Below are 22759 nucleotides of genomic sequence, written 5' to 3' on the forward strand. Positions count from 1 at the left end.
TAGCCGTACGACGACCTGGAGAAAGGGTTCTCCATCGTTGAAACATGGCAAACCGACAAGCCCGGGCGGTGTTGTCCGCATTAGAGGTGGACTAAGGCAATCCTTAGCCGGCATGATGCGGAGCGTGCCGGCCGGAGCCGCCGCCGACGAGCTGGTCGGCCGCGAGAAGGAAGTCGACCTGCTGGACCGGGAGCTGGACGCGCTCGGCGGCGGGCGGACCGCCCGTACGGTCGAACTGGTCGGCGAGCCCGGGATCGGCAAGACCCGGCTGATGCACAGCGCTCGGCTGTCGGCTCGCCAGCGCGGCCACCTGGTGCTGGCCGGCCGGGCCACCGAGTTCGAGCAGCCGATTCCGTTCGCGGTGATCGTGGACGCCTTGGACGACCACCTCAGCGAGCTGTCCGAAGAGGTGCTCACGCCGCTGGGCGCGGAGCGACTGGGGTTGCTGGCGACGGTTTTCCCGGCGGTGGCCGCCTGGGTGCCACTGCCGGCCGGGAACGGGCTGGTGACCGAGCGATACCGGATGCACCGGGCGATCCGGGCGCTGCTGGAGCTGTTGGCCGCGCCGGCCGGGCTGCTGTTGATGCTGGACGACGTGCACTGGGCCGACCCCGCGTCGATCGAGTTGCTGGAACACCTGCGCCGGCATCCGCCGCGGGCGCCGCTGCTGATCGTGATGGGCTACCGGCCAAGCCAGGTGCCGGCCCGGCTGGTGGCACCGATGGCCGGCGACGACGCCGGGCTGATCCGAGTGGAGCTGGGGCCGCTGTCGGTCACCGACGTGAACCGGCTGCTCGGGCCGGACGCGAGCCCCGGCCGCGGCCGGCTGCTGCACCGGGAGAGCGGCGGCAACCCGTTCTACCTGCATGCGCTGCGGTCCGCGCCGGTCGACCCGCTGACCGGGATGCCGGCGGTGTCCGGCGCCAGCCGGCAGGTGATCGGCGCCGAGCTGGCCGCGTTGTCGCCGCTGCAGGCACTGGTCGCGAACGCGGCAGCGGTGGCCGGTGACCCGGTGGACCCGCAGCTGATCTCGGTGGTGACCGAGCTGGACCTCGCCGAGACGCTGGAGATCCTGGACCAGCTGACCGCCCGCGACCTGCTCCGGGTGACCGAGGACGGCCGGCGTACGCATTACCGCCACCCGCTGGTACGCCACGTCGCCTACATCTGCGCACCAGCCAGCTGGCGGCTGGGCGCGCACCGGCGGGCGGCCGCGGCGCTGGCCAGGCGGCCCGGTGACACGGCCGCGCTGTTGCGGGCCCAGCATCTGGTCCGGTCGGCGGATCCGGGCGACACCGAGACCGTCGAGGTGCTGCGCTGGGCGGCCGGCCACACCGGCACGTACGCCCCGGCCACCGCGGCCCACTTCCTGGCCGCCGCGCTCCGGCTCACGCCAGACACCCCGGCGAGCGCCGCTGAGCGCCGGGAGCTGCGGATCGCCCTCGCCAGCGCGCTCACCTCGGACGGCCGGTTCGACGAGGCCCGCGACCTGATCCGCGGGGTCCTGGGGTGGATACCGGCCGGGCACCACGAGCAGCGGGTACGGGCCGTGCTGCTGGCCGCACAGGTGGAGCGGCTGCTCGGCCGCAACGAGGTGGCGCGGCTGCTGCTGACCGACGAGCTGGGCCGGATGACGGCCAGCGAGCCGGCCCAGGCCGAGCCGGGGCCGGCCGCGGTGGCGATCGAGGAGCTCAAGCTCGAGGTGGCCCGCAGCGCGGTCAACTGCGCGGTCGCCGCCGACGACCGGCCGCTGCTGACCGGGATCGCCGACTTCGCCCGTACGCACGGCCTGACCTCACTGGAAGCCGCCGCGGTCGGCGTACACGCGGTGTCCGCGCACGCGATCGGCGACCGGGAGGAGGCGGTACGGCTGACGGACCAGGCGGCCGCGCTGGTGGACTCGTTACCGGACGAGGAGCTGGCCCGGCACCCGCATGCCGCGTCCCGGCTGGCGGCCGCCGAGATCGACCTTGGCCGGCTGGAGAGCGCGGTGGCGCATGCCGAGCGCGGGCTCACGGTGGCCCGCCGCAGTGGCCGCAGCTACCTGGTGATCCAGATGGGCGTCACGCTGACCGTCGCCTACCGCAAGCTCGGTCGGCTGCCGGAGGCGCTGGCCTGCACCGAGGACATGGTGGACGCGTCCGAGCTGACCGGCAGCCACTACCTGCGTGGCATCTCGCACTGCCTGCACGCGGGGGTAAGAGCCGTCCTCGGCGAGGCACCGGACCGCCGGGCGCTCGCCGAGCACGCCACCGTCGTCATCGCGAGCCGCAGCTGGTGGTCCCGGGCCGCGCTGATCCTGGCCGCCGAGGCGATGCTGGCCGACGGCAGCGACGCCGGGGCACAGGAGTGCCGGCGGATCCTGGTCTCCGGGCACGACGAGCTGACCATCTTCTCGCTGTTGCACCGGCCCTTCGCCTACCGCCTGCTCACCCGAGCGGAGTTGCGGCTCAACCAGCTGGAGGCGGCCGCGCGGTGGGCCACCCTGGCCGAGGCGACCGCCGATCCGGCGCTGGCCGGCCAGGTCGGGCTGGCCCAGCTGGCCAGGGCGAACGTGCTGTTCTGCGGCGGCTCACCGCACCGCGCGGCGGCCCTGGCCAACGCGGCGGCGGCCAAGTTCCTGGCCGCCACCATGCCGCATGAGGCCAGCCGGGCGCTGCTCATCGAGACGGACTGCCTGCTCGCTATCGGCGACCAGCCGGGCGCCCGGCTCCGGCTGGAGGAAGCGGCTGACCTGCTCCACACCTGCGGAGCGTACGAGCCGCAGGCCGTCGCCGTACGCAAGCTGCGCCGGATCGGTCGGCGGGCCGGCCGGATCGACCGGGTCACCGACCTGACCACCTCGCTTCCGCTGGGCGCCGCCGGATCGACCGAGCCACTGACCGCCCGCGAGGACGAGATCGCCCGGTTGGTCGGGATCGGGCTGACCAACCAGCAGATCGCCGACCGCCTGGTGGTCAGCGTCCGTACGGTCACCACCCACGTCTCGAACATCTTCCGCAAGCTCGGCGTCGTCTCCCGCGCCGAGCTGGCCGCCCACCTCGCCGGCCACAACCCCGCGAACTCGACGTTTCGGTAGCCGGCCGTTAGTTGCTGAGGCCCAGGGCTTTCATGCGAGCTGAGTGGGCGCTGGTGAGGCGCTTGAAGAGTTCGCCGATGCCGGTGATGTCACCGGAGCCGGCGACCACCAGATCGGTCAACGCCTCCCGTTCGGCCGCGACCCGCTGCGCCTGGCTGAACGCCTCGCCGACCAGCCGCCGGGCCCACAGCGCGAGCCGGCCGGCCACCGACGGGTCTTCCTCGACGGCGGCCCGCACCTCGGCGACGGCGAAGTCGGCGTGCCGGGTGTCGTGCAGGACCTGCTGGACCAGCGTCCGGTCGGCCTCCTCGGGAAGGAACTCGGCCACCTCACGGTAGAAGTCGTCCGCGATCCCGTCGCCGACGTACGCCTTGATCAGGCCCTCCAGCCAGGTCCGCGGCGCGGTGGCCCCGTGGAAGGCCTCCAGTGGCTCGGCGAACGGCGCCATCGCCGTCTCCGGGTCGGCGCCGAGCTCGTCCAGCCGTACGGCCAGCAGCTCGTAGTTGCGCATCTCGTCCGCGGCCATCACCGCTAACACGGCGCGTCTGCGCAGGTCCGGGGCCAGCCGGGCGTCGGCGGCCATCCGGTCGAAACCGATCAGGGTGCCGTACGCCAGCACCCCCAACAGGTCGATGACCGCGGTCTTGGTGTCGGCGTTCTCTACCCCGCTCAGCTGGTCCTCCCGCGTCCGACGCCCTCAGGCATACGGGCACTACGCACTCCCGTACGAGACATCGTCCGGCGGCCGGCCCGAGCGCAGGCTACACCCGCTCACGACCGGCACCGCAGAGGTCCGCGAGTCGCGAATGGGCACGGCGTAGGATGGGGGTCAGGTTCGCACTGAAAGGCACCCTTCTGAGCACCGAAAACGTATCTCCAGACAGCCAGGACGACCTCCCGCCGGCCCGGGCGCTCGATCACTCCACCACCGGGGCCCCCGAGGTCGAAGACGTCGAAGAGCTCGCCGCCCGCGCGCCGGTCAAGGAGACCGCTCCGCTGTTCGCGTCGCTGGGCGTGCGCAAGGAGACGGTCGAGGCGCTCTCGAAGGTCGGCATCGACCGCGCGTTCGCGATCCAGGAGCTGACCCTGCCGATCGCGCTCGGCGGCTCCGACGTGATCGGCCAGGCGCGCACCGGCACCGGCAAGACGCTCGGCTTCGGCATCCCGATCCTGCAGAACATCAAGGCCCCCGCGGACGGCGCCGACGGCGTCCCGCAGGCCCTCGTGGTGGTTCCGACGCGTGAGCTGTGTGTGCAGGTCAGCAGGGACATCGCCACCGCCGGCAAGACCCGCAAGGTGCGGGTGCTGTCGGTCTACGGCGGTCGTGCGTACGAGCCGCAGGTGAGCGCGCTGCGGTCCGGCGTGGATATCGTGGTCGGTACGCCGGGCCGGCTGATCGACCTCGCCGAGCAGCGCCAGTTGGTGTTGGGCAAGGTCCGGATGCTGGTGCTGGACGAGGCCGACGAGATGCTCGACCTGGGCTTCCTGCCGGATATCGAGAAGATCCTCCGGATGATCCCGGACCAGCGCCAGACGATGCTGTTCTCGGCCACCATGCCGGGACCGATCGTGACGCTGGCTCGGCAGTTCATGAAGCAGCCGACGCACATCCGTGCCGAGGAGCCGGACGAGGGTCGTACGGTGCCGGCCACCGACCAGCACATCTACCGGGCGCACTCGCTGGACAAGCTGGAGATGTTGGCGCGGATCCTGCAGGCCGACGGCCGTGGTCTCGCGATGGTCTTCTGCCGGACGAAACGGCATGCGCAGTCGCTGTCCGACGACCTGGAACACCGCGGTTTCGCGGCCGCGGCCGTGCACGGCGACCTCGGCCAGGGCGCCCGGGAGCAGGCGCTGCGGGCGTTCCGGGCCGGCAAGGTCGACGTTCTCGTAGCCACTGACGTGGCGGCCCGCGGCATCGACGTCACCGGGGTCACGCACGTGATCAACTACGAGTGCCCCGAAGACGAGAAGATGTATTTGCACCGCATCGGCCGGACCGGCCGGGCCGGTGCGAGCGGCGTCGCGGTCACCTTCGTGGACTGGGACGACATCGCTCGCTGGCAGATGATCAACAAGAACCTGGACCTGCCCTTCCACGACCCGCCGGAGACGTATTCGACCTCCGACGTCCTCTACGAAGAGCTGAACATCCCGAAGACCGCGAAGGGCGTGCTGCCGCGTGCGCAGCGCACCCGCGCCGGCCTGGACGCCGAGGAGATCGAGGATCTCGGCGAGACCGGCCGGGGCCGCAAGCCCGCCCGCGGTCGTACGAGCGCGAAGGCGTCCGTCGGCAAGGCCACCACGTCCAAGGCGAAGTCGGACAGCGAGGGCGGCACCACCCGGACCCGCGCCCGCCGGCGGACCCGCGCCGGCCAGCCGGTGCAGGAGCCGGCCGAGGGCGCGCAGAAGCCGGCTGAGTGAGCGAAGACTCGTTCTGGCGGCGGCCGGACGACCCCGCGCCGGGGCCGAGCCGGCCCGCTGACAGTGGGCCGGTGGTGGCGGCGTATGTGCCACCACCACGGATGCGGCTGCCGCCGCCGTGGGTGAGTTCGGGCCCCTTGCTTGCCCGGGAAACGCCAGCACCCGTGTTGCCGGAGCAGGATCACGCCACGATGGACGCGGTGGAGTCGCAGGCAACCACACTGACGGTGGTCGTCGCGATCGCCGTCGGCGGAGTGGCGCTGGTGTTGCTCGTGCTGGCGTTGCTGCGGCTAGTTTTTTAGGAACGCCAGAACCTGCGCGACGAACTCGTCCGGGACCGTGTCGATGGCCGTGTGGCCCTGCCCGACCAGCTCCACGAGTTCGCTGCCCGGCACGGCCGCGGCTGCTGCCGCGGTTGACGCCTGGAGCGCGGCGGGACTGACCGTGCCGACGAGGAACCGTACGGGCATCTTGAGCTGGCCGAGCCGCGCCGGATCCGCCGTGTAAGCGTTGACCGTTCGGCCCTCGCGTACCAGGGTGGGCGCGATCTCGATGCGGCGCTGCCACATCGGTTCGGCCTTCATCGCGTCGATCCGCTGCTGCGGCACACCGACCGCCTCGCGGTAGAAGACCTCCAGCGCAGCCTCCTGCTCACCGGCCTCCAACAAGCCCTGCACCCGCACCAACGCATCCGGCGGCACCGCGAAGTGCCCGGGCGTCGCCAGCGGCGGCTCGTAAAGCAGCATCGCCGCGATGTTGTCGCTGATCAGGCCGGTCTCCATGGACGTGAGGGCGCCGTACGAGTGCCCCAGCACCAGAGCGGGCTCGCCGATCGAGGCGATCACGGCGGCGATGTCCTCCGCTTCGCGGGCGAGCGCGTACGCACCATCGCCGTCGCCGCTCAGTCCACGGCCGCGCCGGTCGACCAGATGCAGCGTGTAGTGCTCCGCGAGCGGGTCCACCACCGGCGCCCAGCGGTGATGGTCAGCCGTGGTGCCGTGCACCGCCACCAGCGCCGGACCGGTGCCCAGCCGCTGGAAGCCGATCTTCGTACCGTCCGTGGACGTGACCGTGCCGAACTCGCCTGTCGCCATCTGCCCTAATTACGCGGCCGCCGGCCGGCGGGGCACTCGCGGGTGTCATGCGCAAAGTTCCTGAATCTCCTGGGTGACCACGGCCGCGAGGCGGTTGGCGACCTGGACCAGCGGCGCTGTGTCCTGTCGGGTACGAGCCAGCAGCAGCGCACCCTCCAGGCCCGACAACACCAACACGGCAAGTTCGGCCGCCGTCGCTTCCGCGAGACCAGCCTGTGTCAGGTGGTCGGTGATCGACGCCAGCCATCCCGCGTAGCCGGAGTCGCAGGCGCTGCGCACTGTGGGGCTGTCGGCGACGTCCAGAGCGACGCTTGCTATTGGACAGCCGTCAAGGAAACCGGAGCTTTCCAGCCGAGCCGTGAGGAGATCGCCCATCGTACGAATCGCCGAAGCCGGATCGGGCGCGTGTTCCAGGACCGCGTCGATCACCTGGCCCAGGTCTGTCGCGCCGAGACTCACCGCTTCGGCGGCAAGTTGCTCCTTACCGCCGGGAAAGTGGAAGTACAGCGATCCTTTCGGGGCGGCGGCCTCGGCCAGGATCTGGTTGACCCCGGTCGCGTGGTACCCCTGCCTGCCGAACAAGCCCTGCGCGGTCTCGAGCATTTGCTTGCGCGTCTGCCCACGAGGTGTCATAGTCAAAATATAGAGACTGGTCTAGAAATTTGCAAACTCTGGCCCGAGCAGCGACTTTGCGAGCTTTCGGTACGCCTTCGCGCCCTTGCTGGCACTGTCGGTGGCCAGCAACGTACGGCCGGCGGCCGGCGCCTCGGCGAACCGGATCGTCCGCGGGATCGCCGGCTCCAGCACGTCCACGCCGTAGCGCTGCGAGATGTCCGCCAGCACTTCGCGGGAGTGGGCCGTGCGCCCGTCGTAGAGCGTCGGCAGCACGCCGAGGATCCGCAGGTTGGGGTTGGTGATGCCGACGACGTCGATCGTCACGGTGTCCAGCAGCTGACCCACCCCGCGGTAGGCGAGCGTCTCGCACTGCATCGGGATGATCAGCGCATCCGCCGCGGTCAGGCCGTTGATGGTCAACATCCCGAGGGTCGGCGGGCAGTCGATCAGGATATCGTCGTACGAGCGGCCATCCTCAGCGATCCGGGTCAGCGCCTGCCGCAGCCGGTATTCACGGTCCTGCACAGGCAGCAGCCGCGCCTCGCACCCGGCCAGGTCGATCGACGCCGGCAGCAGGTCCGGCCCTTCCTCGGTGCCGACCACCACCGCCCGCGGGTCGACCAGACCGAGCATCACCTCGTACAGCGACACCTCGATGGCGTCCGGGTCCAGCCCGACCGAGAACGTCAGGCACGCCTGCGGGTCGAGGTCAACGAGCAGCACTCGACGACCGGCCTCGGCGAGCGCGGCCCCGAGGCAGGCCACCGTGGTGGTCTTGCCGACGCCACCCTTCTGGTTGGCGAACGTCAAGACGCGCGGTCCACTCACCCTGACCCCTTGGCTTGCCGCATACCGATCATCCTGTCGTGGATCGGCTGTCACGGGCACTATAGGGAGCGTGAGTCAGATCTCCGCGCACCACGCCCGGGTTGGCCGGATCGGTGAGGTCGCCGTCCTGGACAGCCACGCCACCGCTGAGCTGCGCGGGACCGCGCTGCTGGTGCCCGGCTACACCGGGTCCAAAGAGGACTTCGTCGATATCCTGGACCCGCTCGCGGCCCGCGGTTTCCGGGTGGTCGCGATGGACCAGCCGGGCCAGTACGAGTCGCCCGGGCCGCCCGACTACCTCGCCTACACCCCTGACTGGCTGGGCGGGGCGGTAAGAGCGGTGGCTCGCACACTCGGTGCGGTCCATTTGCTCGGGCACTCCTTTGGCGGCCTGACCGCGCGGGCCGCGGTGATCGCCGAGCCGGCGCTGTTCGCCTCGCTGACACTGCTGGACTCCGGCCCGGCCAAGCTCGGCGGCAGCCGTACGGCCCAGATCGACATCCTGGAGCCGCTCTACGAGTCCGGTGGCATCGAGGCCGTCTATGCGCAACTGGAGCGGTTGGCGATGGCCGATCCCGCCTGGCCGACCCGCCCGCAGGCGCTGAAGGACTTCCTCCGCAAGAGGTTCGTCGGCTCCACCCCGGCCGGGCTGCGCGGGATGGGCACCTCGCTGGTCACCGAGCCGGACCGGGTCGACGAGCTGCGGGCGACCGGCGTACGAGTGCTGGTCGCTTACGGGGAGCACGACAACGCCTGGCGGCCGCAAACCCAGGCCGTGATGGCCGAGCGGCTTGGCGCCCGGACCGAGGTGATCGCCGCCGCGGTGCACTCGCCGGCCATCGAAGCGACCGAAGCGACCGTGAAGATCCTCGAAGACTTCTGGTCCCAGCCGTGAACGGCTCTAGCAGCACCGCCGTGAACGGCTCTAGCAGCACCGCCGTGGGCGGCGGGCTGTTCGCCGCCGACAGCGTCACCTGGCAGGTGCACCGCGACCCGGCGATGATCCTCGGTGGCTTACGGGCACTGTTCCTGCAGGCGCTGCACCCGGCCGCGATGCGCGGGGTCGCGCAGAACTCGGACTTTCGGGCCGACCCGTGGGGGCGGCTGATGCGTACGGCCGAGTTCGTCGGCGTCACCACGTACGGCACCGAGGCCAACGCCCGCAAGACGGCGGCCCGGATCCGTGGCATTCACCGGAAACTGCGCGCGCTCGACCCACAAACCGGTGTCTCGTACCGGATCGACTCGCCGGACCTGCTGCTTTGGGTGCACTGCGCGGAAATCGACTCGTACCTGTCCGTCACCCGGCGGGCGGGCCTACGGCTGTCCGCCGCCGACGCGGACCGCTATGTGCTGGAGCAGGTCACTTCCGCGGAACTGATCGGCGTACCAGCCGACGACCCACGGATCCCGCGCTCAGTGCGGGACCTGGACCGCTATTTCCAGTGGTTGCGCCCCGACCTCGCACTCACCCAGGAAGCCCTCGCCGCGGCCCGTTTCCTGCTGTCCCCGCCGATGCCCACCTGGGTCCGCCTCGGCACTCCCGCCGCGCCGGCCTGGGCGGGCCTGGCCAGCCTCGGCTTCGCGCTGCTCCCCCGCTGGGCCCGCCGCATCTACGCCCTCCCCGGGCTGCCCACCACCGACCTCGGCGCCGCGGCCATCACCACCGCCCTGCGGATGGCCGTGCTGGCGGTGCCGCCCAGATTCCGGGACGGCCCACACTACAAAGCCGCCCTGGCCCGTACGACCCCAGCCGCCTGACCCAATTCTTCCCCATTCCCTTCGAGCGCGGCGGTTATTCGACGGCGACCCAGGAGGCTTTGGCGGGAGCCGCCGCTTGGCCTTGGGGACAGTGCCGGCGCCAGTCGCACCACGAGCACATCGGCCCAGGGGTCGGCGCGAACACCGCCTCCGCGTCGGCGCCGGCGGAGACCTGCGCGGTGGCGGCCACGATGTCCGCGGCGGTGTCCTCAGCCCGGCGCACGTGCCGAGCCAACGACTCCTCGGTGTGCTCGTGTGCGTGGACAGTCCCGGTAGGCAGGTGATGCAACTCGACGCGGCTGCATGGCCGGCGAAGCGTTCGCCGAGCCGCTAGGGCGTAAAGCGCCAACGCGCGCGAACCGCGGGTGTCATCGCTGGTCAGCTCGCCGCGGCCGGTCTTGTAGTCGACGATGACCAGCTCGCCGCCGCGCTGGTCGATCCGGTCCACCCGGCCGGAAACCGCGAGCCGCTCGGTGGTGGTCGCGACCGTCCGCTCCAGGCCGACCGGTTCGAAACTCGGCTCGATCTCGGACACATAGTCCTTCACCCAGTCGGTCGCCCGCGCCCGCACGGCCTCGGACTGCTCCCGGTCGCGGAAGCCGTCGGTCAGCCACCCAGTGGCCAACAATCCGGCGATGCCGGTCTGAGTCCGCTGGTCAACGGGCAGATCGAACCAGCCGCGCAGCGCATTGTGCACGCTGGCACCCATCGAGTTGTGCGCCCAGGGCGGCCCTTTGGGCAGCTGCGGACGGTCCACGTAGGTCATCCGGTAGCGCCGGGGACATTGCTCGTACGACGCCAGACGCGACGGCGTACAGCTGAAAAGCCGGGTGGGCATTCCCTCAAAACCAAGCTGCTGCACGGAATTCATCTTCCCAGACGCGTACGACAGTCCTACCCGCCGTGGGCGCTGATGAATCCGTAGATGGAGTTCGCGATCAGTTGGACGGCGATCGCCGACACCAGCAGACCGCTGATTTTGGTGACCAGCACGATCCCGCTGTCCCGTACGACCCGGACGATCAACGACGAGAACCGCAGGAAAAGATAGAGCGAGAGGTGGACGGCGACGATCGCGGCGGCCACCGCGACGTAGCCCCCGACGCCGGTGGCGCGCTGGGTGAAGACGATCGTCGCCACGATCGCGCCCGGACCAGCCAGCAGCGGGGTGCCCAGCGGCACCAGCGCGACATTCACGTCGGCCACCTGCTCCGGCGGTTTCTCGTTGCCAGTCAACAACTGCAACGCGACGAGCAACAGCAGCAGCCCGCCGGCGCCCTGCAGGGCCGGGATGCCGATGCCCAAATACGTCAGGATCTGCTGGCCGGCGACCGCGAAGACCGAGATCACCGAGATGGCCACCGCGACCGCCTGCCAGGCCGACCGGGAGCGCCGGGCGCCGGACTGCATCGAGGTCAGGGCAAGGAAAAGCGGCACGGTGCCGGGCGGGTCCATGATCACGAACAACGTCACGAACGCCTCGCCGAACAGCTTGAGATTCATCCTCTTACCGGTTCGACACCGGACGCCTCGGACAGCAACCGTTCGTACGCCGACGGCTCGGTCGTCTCGGCACCGAGCGCGATCGTTTTGTTGGCACCGTGGAAATCGCTGGAGCCGGTGACGAAAAGCCCCAGCTCGGCGGCGATCGCCCGGATCTTCTGCCGAGCCGGCGGTTCATGGTCGACGTGGTTCGCCTCAATGCCGCCCAGGCCCGCCTCGGCGAGCACCGCGTACGCACCATCGGGCACCAGCAGCCCACGCTTGGCGGCCATGGGATGCGCGAAGACCGGCACCCCACCGGCGGCCCGTACCAACTCGATGGCGGTCAGCACGTTGGTGTCCGGCTTGGCCACCCGATAGCGACCGCCAGCACCGATCCAGGCCGCTGTGAACGCTTCGTCCATTGTGGACACAAGGCCACGGCGTACCATCGCGCGGGCCACGTGCGGACGTCCGACCGGACCACCACCGGCCTCCTCGGCCACGTCGTCCCAGCGCATGTCGTGGCCGTCGGCGACCATCCGCTCGACCATCGTACGGGCCCGGCCGACCCGGCCCTCCCGGACTCGCAGCCGCTCGGCCCGCAACCGCGGCTCGGCCGGATCGAACAGGTACGCAAGCAGGTGCAGGCTGATCGGCGGCTGGTCCCTATCGGCCGGCCACCACACACATGACAACTCGGCGCCGCGGATCAGCGTCAGACCGCTGGGCACTGCCGCGGCCGCCTCGGCCCAGCCGGCGGTGGTGTCGTGATCGGTGAGCGCGACCACGTCCAGCCGCGCGTCGACGGCCGCCCGCAGCACCGCGGCCGGCGACATCGTGCCGTCGCTGGCCGCGGAGTGAGTGTGCAGGTCAATGCGCATATCCCGGGCAGCCTAGCGTCCCGGCCGAAGTGTCCGAATGCGGCCCGAGGCGGCCACTGAACCGGCTGTTGTCCGGCGGCGACCTCACCGTTCCGCGCAGCCTTCCGAAAAAGGTCGACGCATGACTTCGACCTGCCAGATCACCTAGTACAACAGGGCTGTAGTACTAGTCGGCGCGCCAGGGGCCGGGGGTGCCGGCGGAGTCGCGCTTGCGAGTCCGGGTGCGCTTGGGCGGCACCGCTTCCGTGCTGCCGTACATCTCGTCGCACATCAGCAGGTAGAGAGCATTGGGCCGGGGCAGCGTGGAGATCTCCCGCAGCGCCTGGTCCTGGCCGGCGGACTCCACGATGAAGGTGCCGTAGTTGAGCATCCTGCCAAGAACTGTCTGGTTGTACGCCATATCCGTGACGCGGCCGAGCGGCATCATCGCGACCTTGCGGGTAACGATGCCGGAAACCTCCATGATGCGTTTGTTCGTCAGCACGAACCGGTCGTAATACCAGTCGGCGACGCCCCACATCACCCAGAGCAGCAACAGCACCCAGAGCAGCAAGATGATGCGCAGGATGATCGGCGCCGCGTTGGCCAGCACCCCGCCGAGGTAGCCGACCACGAACGGCGACAGCGCCGCCGCGAGGATCTGCTTCCACAGGAAGATCGGGTGTTTGCGCCATTCGCCGCGGAAAGTCTCGCTGCCGAACAGGTAGTTGTCGACCACCTTGCTGGGGATCTGCTCACCGGAGCCCACCCGCCCGGGCAGCGTCATCCGCCGATCGGCCCGGCGGCGGCGCCTCGGGGTGGACGTGCCGCCCGTGGACCTGGTGCCGCCGGTCGTACGCGCACCGGTGGAACGCGGGCCGCCGCTCGTCCGGGCACCCGAGGGCGGTGGCTTCTCAATGCGGATGACCTGCGGGAGCGGCTCGGTCTCCTGGTCATACTCCGAACCCGGTGTGCGCTCCGGCCCAGGCTCGGATGCCGAGTCAGACGGGTCGCGATCGTCGTCCATCAGCGGCACCTCCTCACCAGCAGTGACGTCCAGTTCATCACACCGTGACGCCGGCTACCAGCCCGCCCATGGTCACATTTATGGCAGGCAGCACCGCATTCCGGGGCCAACTGGTGCTCAGCCTACCGGTCGGCACACCCTTCCGGCACGTTTGTTGGCCGGCGCGTGTTACTGAGTCGGGTTGATCAGATAGGGCGACGGAGCGCCGTAGACCAACTCACCAGGAAGCCGCTCACGGCCGTCCATCAGCTCCACGTTGTCCGCGAGCAGGTATCCCGCCTCGGCCGGCCAGAGCACCGCCCACAGCCACAGGCCGCTAGCCTCCCCGACATACGCACAACGGTCGTCAGCGCTGTCCACCGACCACAGCGGCGTCGGGTGGCCGTCGACCTTGACTTTGGCGTGCGCGCTGGTCGTACGGGCGGCTTCGGCCAGCGCCGGACCCGGATCGGTCCCGACCACACCGGCGTAATGCGCGCCGAGCCCAATGCCCAACTCCTCGGCGATCAGCACCACGTCAGCCGCGCCGCCCGAAAGCGCCGGGCCGGTGCAGGCGATCGCGGTCGCTCGTACGCCACTGCGGTCATCGCCCACCCAGCCGAAACCGGTGATCGTCCAGCCCGGAAGCAGCGGCCAGGGCACCCACATCGGCACTTTTGCCTGTTGCCGCAACATTTTCAGCACATCGCTGTCGGCGTGCCCCGGGATCCGCAACGGCAACACCACACCGTGCTGGTCGCACCGCCAGTCGGACGACATCATGCCGGGCGCGCGCAGCACACCGCCGCAGCGCGGGCAACTGGCCGAAATGGACACAGAGTCACCGTGGCCCGGCAACCATTCCCCGTCAAGTCGAGACTCTGTCCGGCGCTGGTGTTGATGAGTTCTGGACGCTCAGCGTCCCAAAGCCTCGATCACGAGCCGAGCGGCCTGCGCACCGGAATACTGTTGCTGACCGGTGATGAGGTTGCCGTCCCGCACGGCATGTGCACGGAACGCGCCCTGCACGATGAAGTTGCTGCCCGTCAGTTTCCGTGCCTCGGTCTCGATCCGGAAGGGCTGGATCGACTGCCCGACGTAGTCGTCCGCGAAATCCTCCTCGGAGTTGGCGAAACCCGTCCAGGTCTTGCCGTTGACCAGCAGACTCCCGTCGGCCAGCCGGACCCTCAGCAACACACAGGTAGCGTGGCAGACCACCGCCGTGATCTTTCCCGCCTCATAAAAGTCACGGACGACATCATGTACGCGTTCGTTCTCATAGAAGGTGTACATCGGCCCTTGGCCGCCGACAAGGAACACCGCCGAATAGTCAACGTGGTCGACCTCACCGAGTGCGGCCGTGTTCGCTACGAGTTTGGCGTGCTCCGGTGAATTCACAAACCCCAGACTGATCAGGTCGGAAGCGGAATATCCCGACTCGTCGCGAGGGTCGCTCCAGCTGTCCGCGCGGACCGGACCGCCGGCCGGGCTGGCGATCTCGACCTGGTAGCCGTTCTCGGCGAACTCCCAGAACGCGTGGGTGAGCTCCGCCCACCAAAATCCGATCGGCCACCCGGTCTGGCCGGACGTGGCGGGATCGGACACCACCATGAGGATCTTCTTCTCGGAGAGAATGTCTACCGTTGAGCTCATCGCAGCGGATCCTTTCAAACAACTGGCTGGTTATGCCGGGGCATTCTTGATGGCGAGCATCGCGGTGAGCGTGGGCGGCTCGGTACGGAGTTGGCGGGCTGCGGCAAAGCCACCAAAGCGGCCGACGTGACCAACGACGTCATGAGCCAGGACATGGCCCGGCCGAGAAGTACAGCATGAACCGACGGTAGCCGTGGCTACCTTTCACGGGTCTGAAACAGCTGACGTGCCATTCACCAACCGATGTGCGCCACCCTTGCTGGCCGAGCCCAAACCGGCTGGCATTGCCATTTCGCAGACTGACCAAGATGAGTGTTGCTACGCATCAGGGGGTGGTGGGGTGGCGTGCGTACGGATCCAGGCGTGCATCGCGATGCCGCTGGCCACGCCGGCGTTGATCGAGCGGGTTGAGCCGTATTGGGCGATCGAGCAGACCAGGTCGAGCTGTGCGCGGGCGTCGTCGGACAGGCCGGGGCCTTCCTGGCCGAAGAGGAAAACGCAGCGGCGCGGCAGCTCGGTCGTCTCCAGTGGCACCGCGCCGGGCAGGTTGTCGATGCCGACCACGGCGACGCCGTCGGCTCTCGCCCAGGCCAGGAATTCCTCGACGGTCGGGTGAAACCGCAGGTGTTGGTAGCGATCGGTCACCATCGCGCCGCGCCGGTTGAAGCGCCGCTTGCCGACGATGTGAACCTCGCGGGCGAGGAACGCGTTGGCGTTGCGGATCACCGTGCCGATGTTCAGGTCGTGCTGCCAGTTTTCAATCGCCACATGGAAGTCGTGCCGGCGCAGGTCCAGGTCGGCGACGATCGCCTCGTGCCGCCAATACCGGTAGCGGTCCACCACGTTGCGCGCGTCGCCGTCGGCGAGCAGCTGCGGGTCGTACGTCGGGTCGTCCGGCCACCGGCCCGGCCAGGGGCCGACGCCGACGGTCGGCACCATGCCGACCGAGCTGGCGTCAGGAGCTTCGGTCACCGGCTAATTCTGCGGTACGGGCCGGCCGGGCTGCTCGCCGCCGCGGGCGTCACCGTACGACTGCTTGGGCACCATTACCTTGCGCCGGAACACACACACGACAGTGCCGTCCTGCTTGTAGCCGCGCGTCTGCACGTACACAATCCCGCGGTCGTTCTTGGACTTCGACTCGGTCTTGTCCAGCACCTCGGTCTCGCCGTAGATCGTGTCGCCGTGGAAGGTCGGCTTGAGGTGCTTGAGCGACTCGACTTCCAGGTTCGCGATCGCCTTGCCCGACACGTCCGGCACGGACATCCCCAGCAGCAGCGAGTAGATGTAGTTGCCGACCACCACGTTCTTGCCGAACTCGGTGGTCTCGGCGGCGAAATGCGCGTCCAGGTGCAGCGGGTGGTGGTTCATCGTCAGCAGGCAGAACAAGTGGTCGTCGTATTCGGTCACCGTCTTGCCTGGCCAGTGCTTGTAGATCGCACCGACCTCGAACTCCTCGAAATACCGCCCGAACTGCATCGAACCACTCCTTACCAGGTGCGGAAACCTGGCCGAATCTTGCCTCAGGGTGGCTGCCGGGCGTACGGCGAGGTGGCAAACCGCACGAGTGACAACAGCCACAGCACGGCAGCTGGCAGACTGGCGCGGTGCCCAGCGAACAACCCATCTCCCCATGGCTCCTGCGACCGCGCCCGATTCAGCTCCTCCCGTCCGTTGCCACCAGCGTCGTCGCGGTCGCGCTGCTGTCGTGGCTGTTCGGGCGGGGACTCGGCGTGCTCGGCTTCATCCTCTGCGCGGTGTTCGTCGCCCGGGACGCGATCGGCGCGACGGTGTCCAGCGACGGCATCCGAGTACGCGGGGTCGTGCGGTCCAAACTGATCACCTGGCGCCGGATCGAGCGGATCGAGGCGCCCGGTAATCGGGTGTCGATCGCCGGTATGACCTGGGCAACCACCTTGCCGGCTCCGCGCAAGGGGATGTTCGGCGACCCGGACTTCGACTCCAAGGTCGCCCAACTCCGCGACACCTGGCGCGCCAACCTCTCCGACTAACCAGACAGGGCCTAACCCATCCTCACGCTCGTCGGCCGGTTACTGGGCGTCGCGGGCGGACTGGGGCAGGGAGCAGTATGGGGTGCCGCCGGGCAGGTGCGAGCGGTTGCGGGCGATCAACCGATAGAGCGGGTCGGCGACCCAGCGGACCGGGCGCAGGGCGAGGAAGTGGCCGAGCGGGCGCCAGCCACGGCCGGCGGAGACCAGCAGCCGCGCGAAGGCGGCGGGACCGGCGTACCGGCCGTCTGGTCCGGACCATTGCACGGCCTCCTCGCACTGTTGCGCGGTGAGGCCGAGCGAGCCCAGGTCGGCGTGCTGCCAGGCCACCAGCGGCACCCGCGGCCGGACCCGGCGCTCAATCCACCGGGCCGTACTGGAGCAGAAAGCACAGTCACCGTCATAAACAAAAACCGCGGTCATGACTCCAGTGTCGACCCGCCGGCGGCCGGCGTCACCGTGAGGAAGCGCACCGGATCGCGGCCGCCGTCAAGGACCAGGTCTGGTACGTGCGACGGCTCCCCCAACAGCACGGACGTCACGTCCGAGCCGTCCCACAGCGGTTGCCCGAGCTCGACCGTCCCGCCCGGCCGCAGCACCAGGCCCTCGACGGACGGCACGGCGGCGACCACGGCCAGCGCCCGCAACACCGAGTCGCGCGGCTCGTCGAGCGCCAGCACCAGCTCCACCCGCGGGCCGGCGACCGGATCGGCCAGCATCGCGGTCGGCTCGGCCATCGGCGCGCGGGACGCGCCCAGCGTCGCGTACACCACCGAGCCGTCCGGTCGCGGCCCGAACCGCAGCACGTCGATCCGTTGTACGCCAAGGAAAGTCACGGAGGCCCGGCCGGAATCGGCACCGAGCGCGTTCACCAGATGCGCCTCGACGGTGACCAGCACGTCGTCTCCCGGTTCCAGTCGCACGTCGTCAGCGTAGTTCCGCAAGCAGGGTGCGGGCCGCGCCGGACAGGTAGCCGTTGGCGCGGGTGACGACGGTCACCGGTGCGGTGATGTCCAGGTCGGCCATGTCCAGTACGACCAGGGAGCCGGCGGCGAGCTCTTCCTGCACGCTGCTGTCAGGTATCAGCGCGATCCCGAATCCGGCCTCAATGAGCCGTTTCTGCGCGGTGAGGCTGTCGATACGCAGGATCTGGGCCTCGCTGACGCCAGCCGCGTCGAAGGCCCGGCGAACATTGCGGTTGGCCGCCTCAGGGCGAGCCGGATTGTCCGGGAAGGCAATCCAGCGCTCGCTTCCCAGCGCGCCGATAGCGATTTTCCGAGTATCCGCGAGCCGATGGTCCGGCGCCGCGACGATCACCTGGCGCTCGGCGAAAATCTCCTCACAATGCAGCTCCGGAGCCAGGTCCGGGCCGTAGCGCAAGCCCATCGTGACGTCCGCCCTGCGGACCAACTCGCTGACCTCGTCGCTGGTCGCGGTCTGCAGCCGAACGTCGATTTTTGGATGCCGCTCGGCGAAACGGCGGAGCACGGCGGTGAGCCGGCTGCTGGCCAACGTCCCCACCAACGCGACCGCGAGCGGGCCGACTGCGGACCTGAGGCCGTCAACGGCGGCCTCGGCATCGCGCAGGGCTGCCAGGACGGTCTCCGCGTACGGGAGCAACACGCGCCCGGCCTCACTCAGCACCAGGGCGCCGGGCGTACGTTCAAAAAGCGGCATTCCCAGCTCCTTCTCCAGCAGCGCGAGGCGGCGGCTGACCGCTGGCTGGGAACGGAACAGTGCTTCGGAGGCGCGCGTGATGCCGCCGGATCGATGGATCGCGACGAACGTACGCAGCGCTTCAGAATCCATGACACCCACATGCAGCAAACTGATGGCTCACCACCAAAGTATGCATTGGGCAGATGCAGCTAGCCGCTCTACGGTGGGTTCATGACCAAAACCTTCCGGGAACTACACGATGAATGCTTCTTGATGCCCAACGCCTGGGATGCCGGCAGCGCGATCCTGTTGGCCGAGGCCGGCTTCGCGGCCATCGCGACGACCAGCGCCGGAATCGCCGCGGCGCTGGGCAAGGCCGACTTCCTGGTGCCCGAGGGCGCGACCGCGGTGTCCCGATCGCAGATGTTCGATCGCGTCCACCAGATCGTGTCAGCCGTCGACATTCCGGTCAGCGGCGACCTGGAGAACGGCTACGGGGACAAGCCCGAGGAGGTCGCCGAAACCATCCGGCTGGCCATCGACGCGGGCCTGGCTGGCGCCAGCATCGAGGACCACCACAGTGGCGCCATCTACGACGACGATCTGGCCGTCGAACGCATCGTGGCGGCGAAGGAGGCCGCCAGCGGCACTGACTTCGTCCTCACCGCCCGTACGGACTACATCCTGCTTCGCCCGGCCGACGGCCTGTCCGCCGCCGTGCGCCGCTTCCAGCTCTTCGCCGAGACCGGCGCCGACTGTCTCTACGCGCCGGCCGTCAACGACCCGGCCATTCTTGCGGCGCTGGTGGGCGCAAGCGAGACTCCGATCAACGCGATCATGGGCCGCAACGACACCGTCGCTGGCCTGGGCGCCGCCGGCGTGGCCCGCATCAGCCTCGGCAGCGGCATCTCCCGCGCCGTCCTCGGCTTCATCCGCGACTGCGCCCGCGAACTGCTCGACCAGGGCACCATGACCTTCGCCGACCGGCAGATCTCGCATCCCGATCTCAACGCGGTCTTCGCTCGCCGCGAACTTTCCCGCCCCTGACAACCAGGTGCGGCGCGAAAATGTCGTACCGACACTGTTTTCTGGCCCCCACCCAGATCGGGTGGGGGGTGGGTTTGAGGACGCGCGCGCGAGAAAAAATCGCACCGTCGCTGACCTCGACGATCTCGCCAGCGAAAACGCCGAATTCGTAGAGGGGGTCAGGTCTGGGGTTGGCGCAGAACCACGAGGGACTGGCCGCTCTGGGTGTAGGCCTCCCCCACCGCGACCAGGTCTCCGCCGAGTCCGGCGAGGGTCGACAGGTGCTGGTAGCCGGGGCCGGTCAGCCGACTGTCCTTGATCGTGTCGAAACGCCACTGCTTGCCGTCCGCCGACGACCAGATCGCCGCGTCCGGGTTGCTCTGGTCGCCGAGCGACCCGACCGCGACCAGCCGTGAGCCCAGTACGGTTGAGTCGTTCACCGCGGCCCGGTGGGTGACCGTCACGGCGCCGCTGGCGCCCGGCAGGACCGTCGACGACCACGTCTTGCCATGGTCCGTCGAGGCGTACGCGATGGCCACCTGCTTCGGGTCGGTCCCGCCGCTGCCGACCTGGCCAAGGCCGACCACTGTGCCGTTGGGCAGCGCGCTCACCGTGTCCAGCTCGCCGCCGACATAGCCGGCGGGCAACGGCAGCACCTGCGAGGCCCAGTGCAACCCGTCGGTGCTGACGTACGTGGAGGGCTGCGCGATCCCGTTCTTCTCGGCGCCGCCCACCGCGTAGGCGGTGGACCCCACGGCCGTCACGTCGTTGATGGTCCGCTCCGTGGTGTCGCTGGTCGCCAGCAGGTCATCGCCCGTCACTCCGCTGCCTGGCAGCCACGTCGAACCGTCAGTGGACCGCCACACGGCCGCCGACACCCGGCCGTTGTCGCGCCGGTAGCCGGCGACCAGCCACCCTTGCCCGTACGCGGTGGCGGACAGCGGTGACGAGCCGTAGTAGATGCTGTTACGCCCATAGACGGTCGGATGTCGTACGACCGCGGGCGTCGCGTCCTTCCAGTCCGACCCGTCCTTGGACGACACGAACACGCCCTCCGGTGTCGGGCCGGTGGACACCGAGCCGACGGCCAGCCAGCCAGCCGGGCCACTGGCCAGGTCGACCAGCGCCGGTCGGGCCGCCGGCTGGCCAACCGCGCCGGCCGGCAGCGACACCATGCTGAAGTCGCCGCCGTCGCTGGACTTCCAGAGCGCCGCCTGGCCCCGGCTGGTCCCGATCGCGAGCAACCCGCCGCCCGGCTTGGCGCGCAACGCGGTGACCGAGAGGGCCGGCCGTACGCCAGCGGTCGCGGCTGACATCGTGACGGCGGACCACGGGCCGTTGGGAGCGCGCACCCACGCCTGCGCGGCGGCGTTGGAGGCTGAGCCGCCGCTGCCCACCGCGACCACGCTGGAGCCATCGGTGGCCAGCGCCCAGATCCGCTGGGTGCCCGGCCCGGTGAGGCCACCGGCCGACACGTTGGCGAGCGCGTTCGCCGGCCCCTGCAGGAGCATGCCGTCCAGGTCGTCGACGCCGCTCCGCTCGTCCGTACGATGGCCGGCGACCACGAGTTGGCCATTCACCTGGACGACCGCGGACGGGATGTCGTCCTGCGCGGTGGCCATCGCGGACTCCGGCAACACCTGCCAGTTCGCACCGTCCGGCGAGGTCAGCACCACGCCGTCCCAAGTGGTCAAGCCGCCGCCCTGGGCGACCGCGAGGAACCCGCTGTCGGTGGCCACGATGCTGTTCACGTAACCAAAAAGCTTGTTCGTCGCGGTCGGATTCGTCTGGAACTCGGGGCCGATCGTCAGCGCGTACGACTTGCCGGCGTTCTTCGAGACAGCGAAGTAGTGGCCGTTCTGGTTCTGGGCATCGGTGAAACGACCGCCGATGACGATCGTCGAGCCTCTTACGGCGACCGCGTCATAACGCACGTCATGCGTGCCCGGCGGCTGTTGGCTGGCCGGCTGCCGGGTCCACGTGATGCCATCCGCCGAGGTCCACACGACCGCGCCGCCAGGAGTGGCGACGTTGTTGTAGCCGACCGCGAGATAACCGGTCGACGTGGTGGTCAGCTCGTTGACCGTGTCGCCGGGCCGAAACACCGTCGGCTGGGTCGCCCTGCGCAGCCAGCTCGCGCCATCGGAGCTGGTCCACAGCGCGATGCCCACGTCCGCGGTGCCCAAAGCCACCCACCCGCGCGACCCGTACGCCACCTGGTCCGGCACGTCTGTCGGGGTGGTGGCCGCGATGCCGTTCGGGTCCAGCCGGGCCGGCTGCCAGGTCTGGCCACTGTCGGTGGTCTGCAGGAACAGCGGCTGGGTGCTGCTGCCGGTGGCCTCGCCGACCGCGACGAACATCGACTTCCGGCTGGAGGCCACGTCGTACAACCGCTGGTCGATGCCCGCGCCGGCGGAAGCCGGATAAGCCGCGAACTTGCTGCCGTCATCGGCGGCCTGGGTGCTGCTGGGCGCGGGCTGGCGGCCGAAATACCAGACGCCGGCGAGCGCACCGCCAGCCAGCACCAGCAGACCGACCACCACGCCGGCCACCACCGACAGCATCCGGCGGTTGCGTCGGCGACGGTTCGCACCGGCCGGCAGCGGCGGGATTGGTTCGCCATAAGGCGACACATTCCAGTCCGGACGCTGGCCATAAGGATTGCCCGAAGTCGGGTGGCCGGAGGTCGGCTGGCTGGAGACGGGCTGCGCGGAGGGTTGCAAGTACGGCGACGACAACCCAGGAGCGGGCTCGGCGTAGTACGGATTGTGCTGGGTCTGCTCCTGCGGCGACGGCTCGTACTGCTGGGGCTGGTAAGGCTGGGGTTCGTACGGCTGCGGCTGACCGGCGGGCTGCCCGTACGGCTGCTGTCCTTGCTGATACGAGGGGTCCTGCGGCGCGGTCGGCGGCTGGCCGGGCTGATAGGGGACCTGCTGCGGCGGCTGCTCGTATGGCGAGCGCTCCGACGGCTGGCCGTGCTGCGGATCGCCCTGTGCGGGCGGGCCGTATTGCTGGCCGTAGGGCGGCTGCCCGTACGCCGGCGGCTGCTCAGGCTGCTGACCCGGCTGCCCATAAGGCTGCTCGGGTGGTCTGGAGAAGGACGTCGTCTCCTCCGGGTCGGGCTGCTGCGGCCCACCCGGTGCTCCCCACGAACCGTCGTTCATCGCTCTCCACTGTCGGGTGATGACGATTATTTCCGATTCCGGCCACCTCGGCTGCCCCGCCCACCCATCGCCCGAAATCGGCTCGACAAATACTCG

Annotated in this window: 23 protein-coding genes; 7 read left to right on the forward strand and 16 right to left on the reverse strand. The window is 69.6% G+C overall.

The genetic code is table 11. The features are described 5' to 3' along the window. Positions 1 to 112: 112 nt before the first annotated feature. On the forward strand, positions 113 to 3079 hold the full coding sequence (locus ABD301_RS31855) for a helix-turn-helix transcriptional regulator (RefSeq protein ID WP_344313980.1): 2967 nt from the start codon (positions 113 to 115) through the stop codon (positions 3077 to 3079). A 7-nt stretch (positions 3080 to 3086) separates the two neighbouring features. Here the strand turns inward: ABD301_RS31855 and ABD301_RS31860 are convergent, their stop codons facing one another. Continuing rightward, positions 3087 to 3752 (reverse strand): ferritin-like fold-containing protein, encoded by a 666-nt coding sequence (locus tag ABD301_RS31860; RefSeq protein ID WP_344314142.1) that lies wholly within the window; start codon positions 3750 to 3752, stop codon positions 3087 to 3089. Positions 3753 to 3901: 149 nt separating this feature from the next. Between ABD301_RS31860 and ABD301_RS31865 the strand changes: the two genes are divergently transcribed. After that, entirely contained in the window at positions 3902 to 5503 is a 1602-nt protein-coding gene (locus tag ABD301_RS31865) for a DEAD/DEAH box helicase (RefSeq protein WP_344313982.1), read from the forward strand. Then, the gene (locus ABD301_RS31870) at positions 5500 to 5805 is read left to right on the forward strand and encodes a hypothetical protein (protein WP_344313984.1); all 306 of its coding nucleotides are present in this window, start codon (positions 5500 to 5502) and stop codon (positions 5803 to 5805) included. Before ABD301_RS31865 ends, ABD301_RS31870 begins: the two co-directional genes overlap by 4 nt. On the opposite strand, the gene ABD301_RS31875 is transcribed toward ABD301_RS31870, so the two are convergent. Genes ABD301_RS31875 through ABD301_RS31885 form a run of 3 tightly spaced genes read right to left on the reverse strand, consistent with a single transcriptional unit; the run spans position 5794 to position 8040 of the window. Next, positions 5794 to 6597, reverse strand: a complete 804-nt coding sequence (locus tag ABD301_RS31875; RefSeq protein ID WP_344313986.1) for an alpha/beta fold hydrolase — start codon at positions 6595 to 6597, stop codon at positions 5794 to 5796. The genes ABD301_RS31870 and ABD301_RS31875 overlap by 12 nt on opposite strands. Before the next feature lie 45 nt (positions 6598 to 6642). Beyond that, on the reverse strand, positions 6643 to 7230 hold the full coding sequence (locus ABD301_RS31880; protein ID WP_344313988.1) for a TetR/AcrR family transcriptional regulator: 588 nt from the start codon (positions 7228 to 7230) through the stop codon (positions 6643 to 6645). A 21-nt stretch (positions 7231 to 7251) separates the two neighbouring features. Beyond that, positions 7252 to 8040, reverse strand: a complete 789-nt coding sequence (locus ABD301_RS31885) for a ParA family protein (protein WP_344313991.1) — start codon at positions 8038 to 8040, stop codon at positions 7252 to 7254. Between the two features lie 70 nt (positions 8041 to 8110). Between ABD301_RS31885 and ABD301_RS31890 the strand changes: the two genes are divergently transcribed. Together ABD301_RS31890 and ABD301_RS31895 are read left to right on the forward strand one after the other, a co-directional pair. After that, positions 8111 to 8935: an alpha/beta fold hydrolase gene (locus ABD301_RS31890; RefSeq protein ID WP_344313992.1), complete on the forward strand. Its 825-nt coding sequence runs from the start codon at positions 8111 to 8113 to the stop codon at positions 8933 to 8935. Further along, complete coding sequence (locus ABD301_RS31895) at positions 8932 to 9801, forward strand: oxygenase MpaB family protein (RefSeq protein WP_344313993.1); 870 nt, start codon at positions 8932 to 8934, stop codon at positions 9799 to 9801. Before ABD301_RS31890 ends, ABD301_RS31895 begins: the two co-directional genes overlap by 4 nt. Before the next feature lie 34 nt (positions 9802 to 9835). Here ABD301_RS31895 and ABD301_RS31900 read toward each other — a convergent pair whose 3' ends face one another. The 8 genes from ABD301_RS31900 to ABD301_RS31935 form a co-directional block, all read right to left on the reverse strand. Next, entirely contained in the window at positions 9836 to 10672 is an 837-nt protein-coding gene (locus tag ABD301_RS31900; protein WP_344313994.1) for a RecB family exonuclease, read from the reverse strand. A gap of 23 nt (positions 10673 to 10695) precedes the next feature. Continuing rightward, positions 10696 to 11304 (reverse strand): MarC family protein, encoded by a 609-nt coding sequence (locus ABD301_RS31905; protein WP_163572705.1) that lies wholly within the window; start codon positions 11302 to 11304, stop codon positions 10696 to 10698. Beyond that, a complete protein-coding gene (locus ABD301_RS31910) occupies positions 11301 to 12167 on the reverse strand; it encodes a PHP domain-containing protein (RefSeq protein ID WP_344313995.1) in 867 nt (288 codons plus the stop codon). Before ABD301_RS31910 ends, ABD301_RS31905 begins: the two co-directional genes overlap by 4 nt. Before the next feature lie 166 nt (positions 12168 to 12333). Next, the gene (locus ABD301_RS31915) at positions 12334 to 13173 is read right to left on the reverse strand and encodes a PH domain-containing protein (RefSeq protein ID WP_344313996.1); all 840 of its coding nucleotides are present in this window, start codon (positions 13171 to 13173) and stop codon (positions 12334 to 12336) included. A gap of 168 nt (positions 13174 to 13341) precedes the next feature. Beyond that, positions 13342 to 13989 (reverse strand): DUF6758 family protein, encoded by a 648-nt coding sequence (locus ABD301_RS31920; RefSeq protein WP_344313997.1) that lies wholly within the window; start codon positions 13987 to 13989, stop codon positions 13342 to 13344. Positions 13990 to 14067: 78 nt separating this feature from the next. Beyond that, the gene (locus ABD301_RS31925; protein WP_344313999.1) at positions 14068 to 14805 is read right to left on the reverse strand and encodes a type 1 glutamine amidotransferase domain-containing protein; all 738 of its coding nucleotides are present in this window, start codon (positions 14803 to 14805) and stop codon (positions 14068 to 14070) included. Positions 14806 to 15123: 318 nt separating this feature from the next. Next, the gene (locus ABD301_RS31930) at positions 15124 to 15744 is read right to left on the reverse strand and encodes a TrmH family RNA methyltransferase (RefSeq protein ID WP_344314143.1); all 621 of its coding nucleotides are present in this window, start codon (positions 15742 to 15744) and stop codon (positions 15124 to 15126) included. Positions 15745 to 15780: 36 nt separating this feature from the next. Then, positions 15781 to 16440 (reverse strand): MaoC family dehydratase, encoded by a 660-nt coding sequence (locus ABD301_RS31935; RefSeq protein WP_344314000.1) that lies wholly within the window; start codon positions 16438 to 16440, stop codon positions 15781 to 15783. Between ABD301_RS31935 and ABD301_RS31940 the strand changes: the two genes are divergently transcribed. Next, positions 16413 to 16817 carry a PH domain-containing protein gene (locus tag ABD301_RS31940; protein WP_163572709.1) on the forward strand — a complete coding sequence of 135 codons (405 nt, stop codon included), beginning with the start codon at positions 16413 to 16415 and terminating at the stop codon, positions 16815 to 16817. The two genes, ABD301_RS31935 and ABD301_RS31940, sit on opposite strands and share 28 nt — an antisense overlap. 39 nt (positions 16818 to 16856) lie before the next feature. On the opposite strand, the gene ABD301_RS31945 is transcribed toward ABD301_RS31940, so the two are convergent. The 3 genes from ABD301_RS31945 to ABD301_RS31955 are packed head-to-tail and all read right to left on the reverse strand — an operon-like array spanning position 16857 to position 18623. Continuing rightward, a complete protein-coding gene (locus ABD301_RS31945; protein WP_344314001.1) occupies positions 16857 to 17237 on the reverse strand; it encodes a thiol-disulfide oxidoreductase DCC family protein in 381 nt (126 codons plus the stop codon). Further along, complete coding sequence (locus ABD301_RS31950) at positions 17234 to 17737, reverse strand: suppressor of fused domain protein (protein WP_344314002.1); 504 nt, start codon at positions 17735 to 17737, stop codon at positions 17234 to 17236. The genes ABD301_RS31945 and ABD301_RS31950 overlap by 4 nt, the downstream gene beginning before the upstream one ends. A 4-nt stretch (positions 17738 to 17741) precedes the next feature. After that, positions 17742 to 18623, reverse strand: a complete 882-nt coding sequence (locus ABD301_RS31955; RefSeq protein WP_344314004.1) for a LysR family transcriptional regulator — start codon at positions 18621 to 18623, stop codon at positions 17742 to 17744. An 81-nt stretch (positions 18624 to 18704) separates the two neighbouring features. Between ABD301_RS31955 and ABD301_RS31960 the strand changes: the two genes are divergently transcribed. Then, positions 18705 to 19520 carry an isocitrate lyase/PEP mutase family protein gene (locus tag ABD301_RS31960; protein WP_344314005.1) on the forward strand — a complete coding sequence of 272 codons (816 nt, stop codon included), beginning with the start codon at positions 18705 to 18707 and terminating at the stop codon, positions 19518 to 19520. Between the two features lie 158 nt (positions 19521 to 19678). Here the strand turns inward: ABD301_RS31960 and ABD301_RS31965 are convergent, their stop codons facing one another. Beyond that, positions 19679 to 22663 carry a DUF6242 domain-containing protein gene (locus ABD301_RS31965; RefSeq protein WP_344314006.1) on the reverse strand — a complete coding sequence of 995 codons (2985 nt, stop codon included), beginning with the start codon at positions 22661 to 22663 and terminating at the stop codon, positions 19679 to 19681. Positions 22664 to 22759 lie beyond the last annotated feature (96 nt).

Origin of the sequence: Fodinicola feengrottensis (assembly GCF_039530045.1) — a bacterium.
GTDB classification, from domain to species: Bacteria; Actinomycetota; Actinomycetes; order Mycobacteriales; family HKI-0501; genus Fodinicola; species Fodinicola feengrottensis.

Bases quoted from the DNA above. Each gene is read 5' to 3' on its own strand.
- ABD301_RS31855 (WP_344313980.1), top strand. From the start codon at position 113: ATGATGCGGAGCGTGCCGGCCGGAGCCGCCGCCGACGAGCTGGTCGGC.
- ABD301_RS31865 (WP_344313982.1), top strand. From the start codon at position 3,902: ATGGGGGTCAGGTTCGCACTGAAAGGCACCCTTCTGAGCACCGAAAAC.
- ABD301_RS31875 (WP_344313986.1), bottom strand. From the start codon at position 6,597: ATGGCGACAGGCGAGTTCGGCACGGTCACGTCCACGGACGGTACGAAG.
- ABD301_RS31880 (WP_344313988.1), bottom strand. From the start codon at position 7,230: ATGACACCTCGTGGGCAGACGCGCAAGCAAATGCTCGAGACCGCGCAG.
- ABD301_RS31900 (WP_344313994.1), bottom strand. From the start codon at position 10,672: ATGAATTCCGTGCAGCAGCTTGGTTTTGAGGGAATGCCCACCCGGCTT.
- ABD301_RS31905 (WP_163572705.1), bottom strand. From the start codon at position 11,304: ATGAATCTCAAGCTGTTCGGCGAGGCGTTCGTGACGTTGTTCGTGATC.
- ABD301_RS31910 (WP_344313995.1), bottom strand. From the start codon at position 12,167: ATGCGCATTGACCTGCACACTCACTCCGCGGCCAGCGACGGCACGATG.
- ABD301_RS31915 (WP_344313996.1), bottom strand. From the start codon at position 13,173: ATGGACGACGATCGCGACCCGTCTGACTCGGCATCCGAGCCTGGGCCG.
- ABD301_RS31925 (WP_344313999.1), bottom strand. From the start codon at position 14,805: ATGAGCTCAACGGTAGACATTCTCTCCGAGAAGAAGATCCTCATGGTG.
- ABD301_RS31930 (WP_344314143.1), bottom strand. From the start codon at position 15,744: ATGGTGCCGACCGTCGGCGTCGGCCCCTGGCCGGGCCGGTGGCCGGAC.
- ABD301_RS31935 (WP_344314000.1), bottom strand. From the start codon at position 16,440: ATGGGGAGATGGGTTGTTCGCTGGGCACCGCGCCAGTCTGCCAGCTGC.
- ABD301_RS31945 (WP_344314001.1), bottom strand. From the start codon at position 17,237: ATGACCGCGGTTTTTGTTTATGACGGTGACTGTGCTTTCTGCTCCAGT.
- ABD301_RS31955 (WP_344314004.1), bottom strand. From the start codon at position 18,623: ATGGATTCTGAAGCGCTGCGTACGTTCGTCGCGATCCATCGATCCGGC.
- ABD301_RS31960 (WP_344314005.1), top strand. From the start codon at position 18,705: ATGACCAAAACCTTCCGGGAACTACACGATGAATGCTTCTTGATGCCC.
- ABD301_RS31965 (WP_344314006.1), bottom strand. From the start codon at position 22,663: ATGAACGACGGTTCGTGGGGAGCACCGGGTGGGCCGCAGCAGCCCGAC.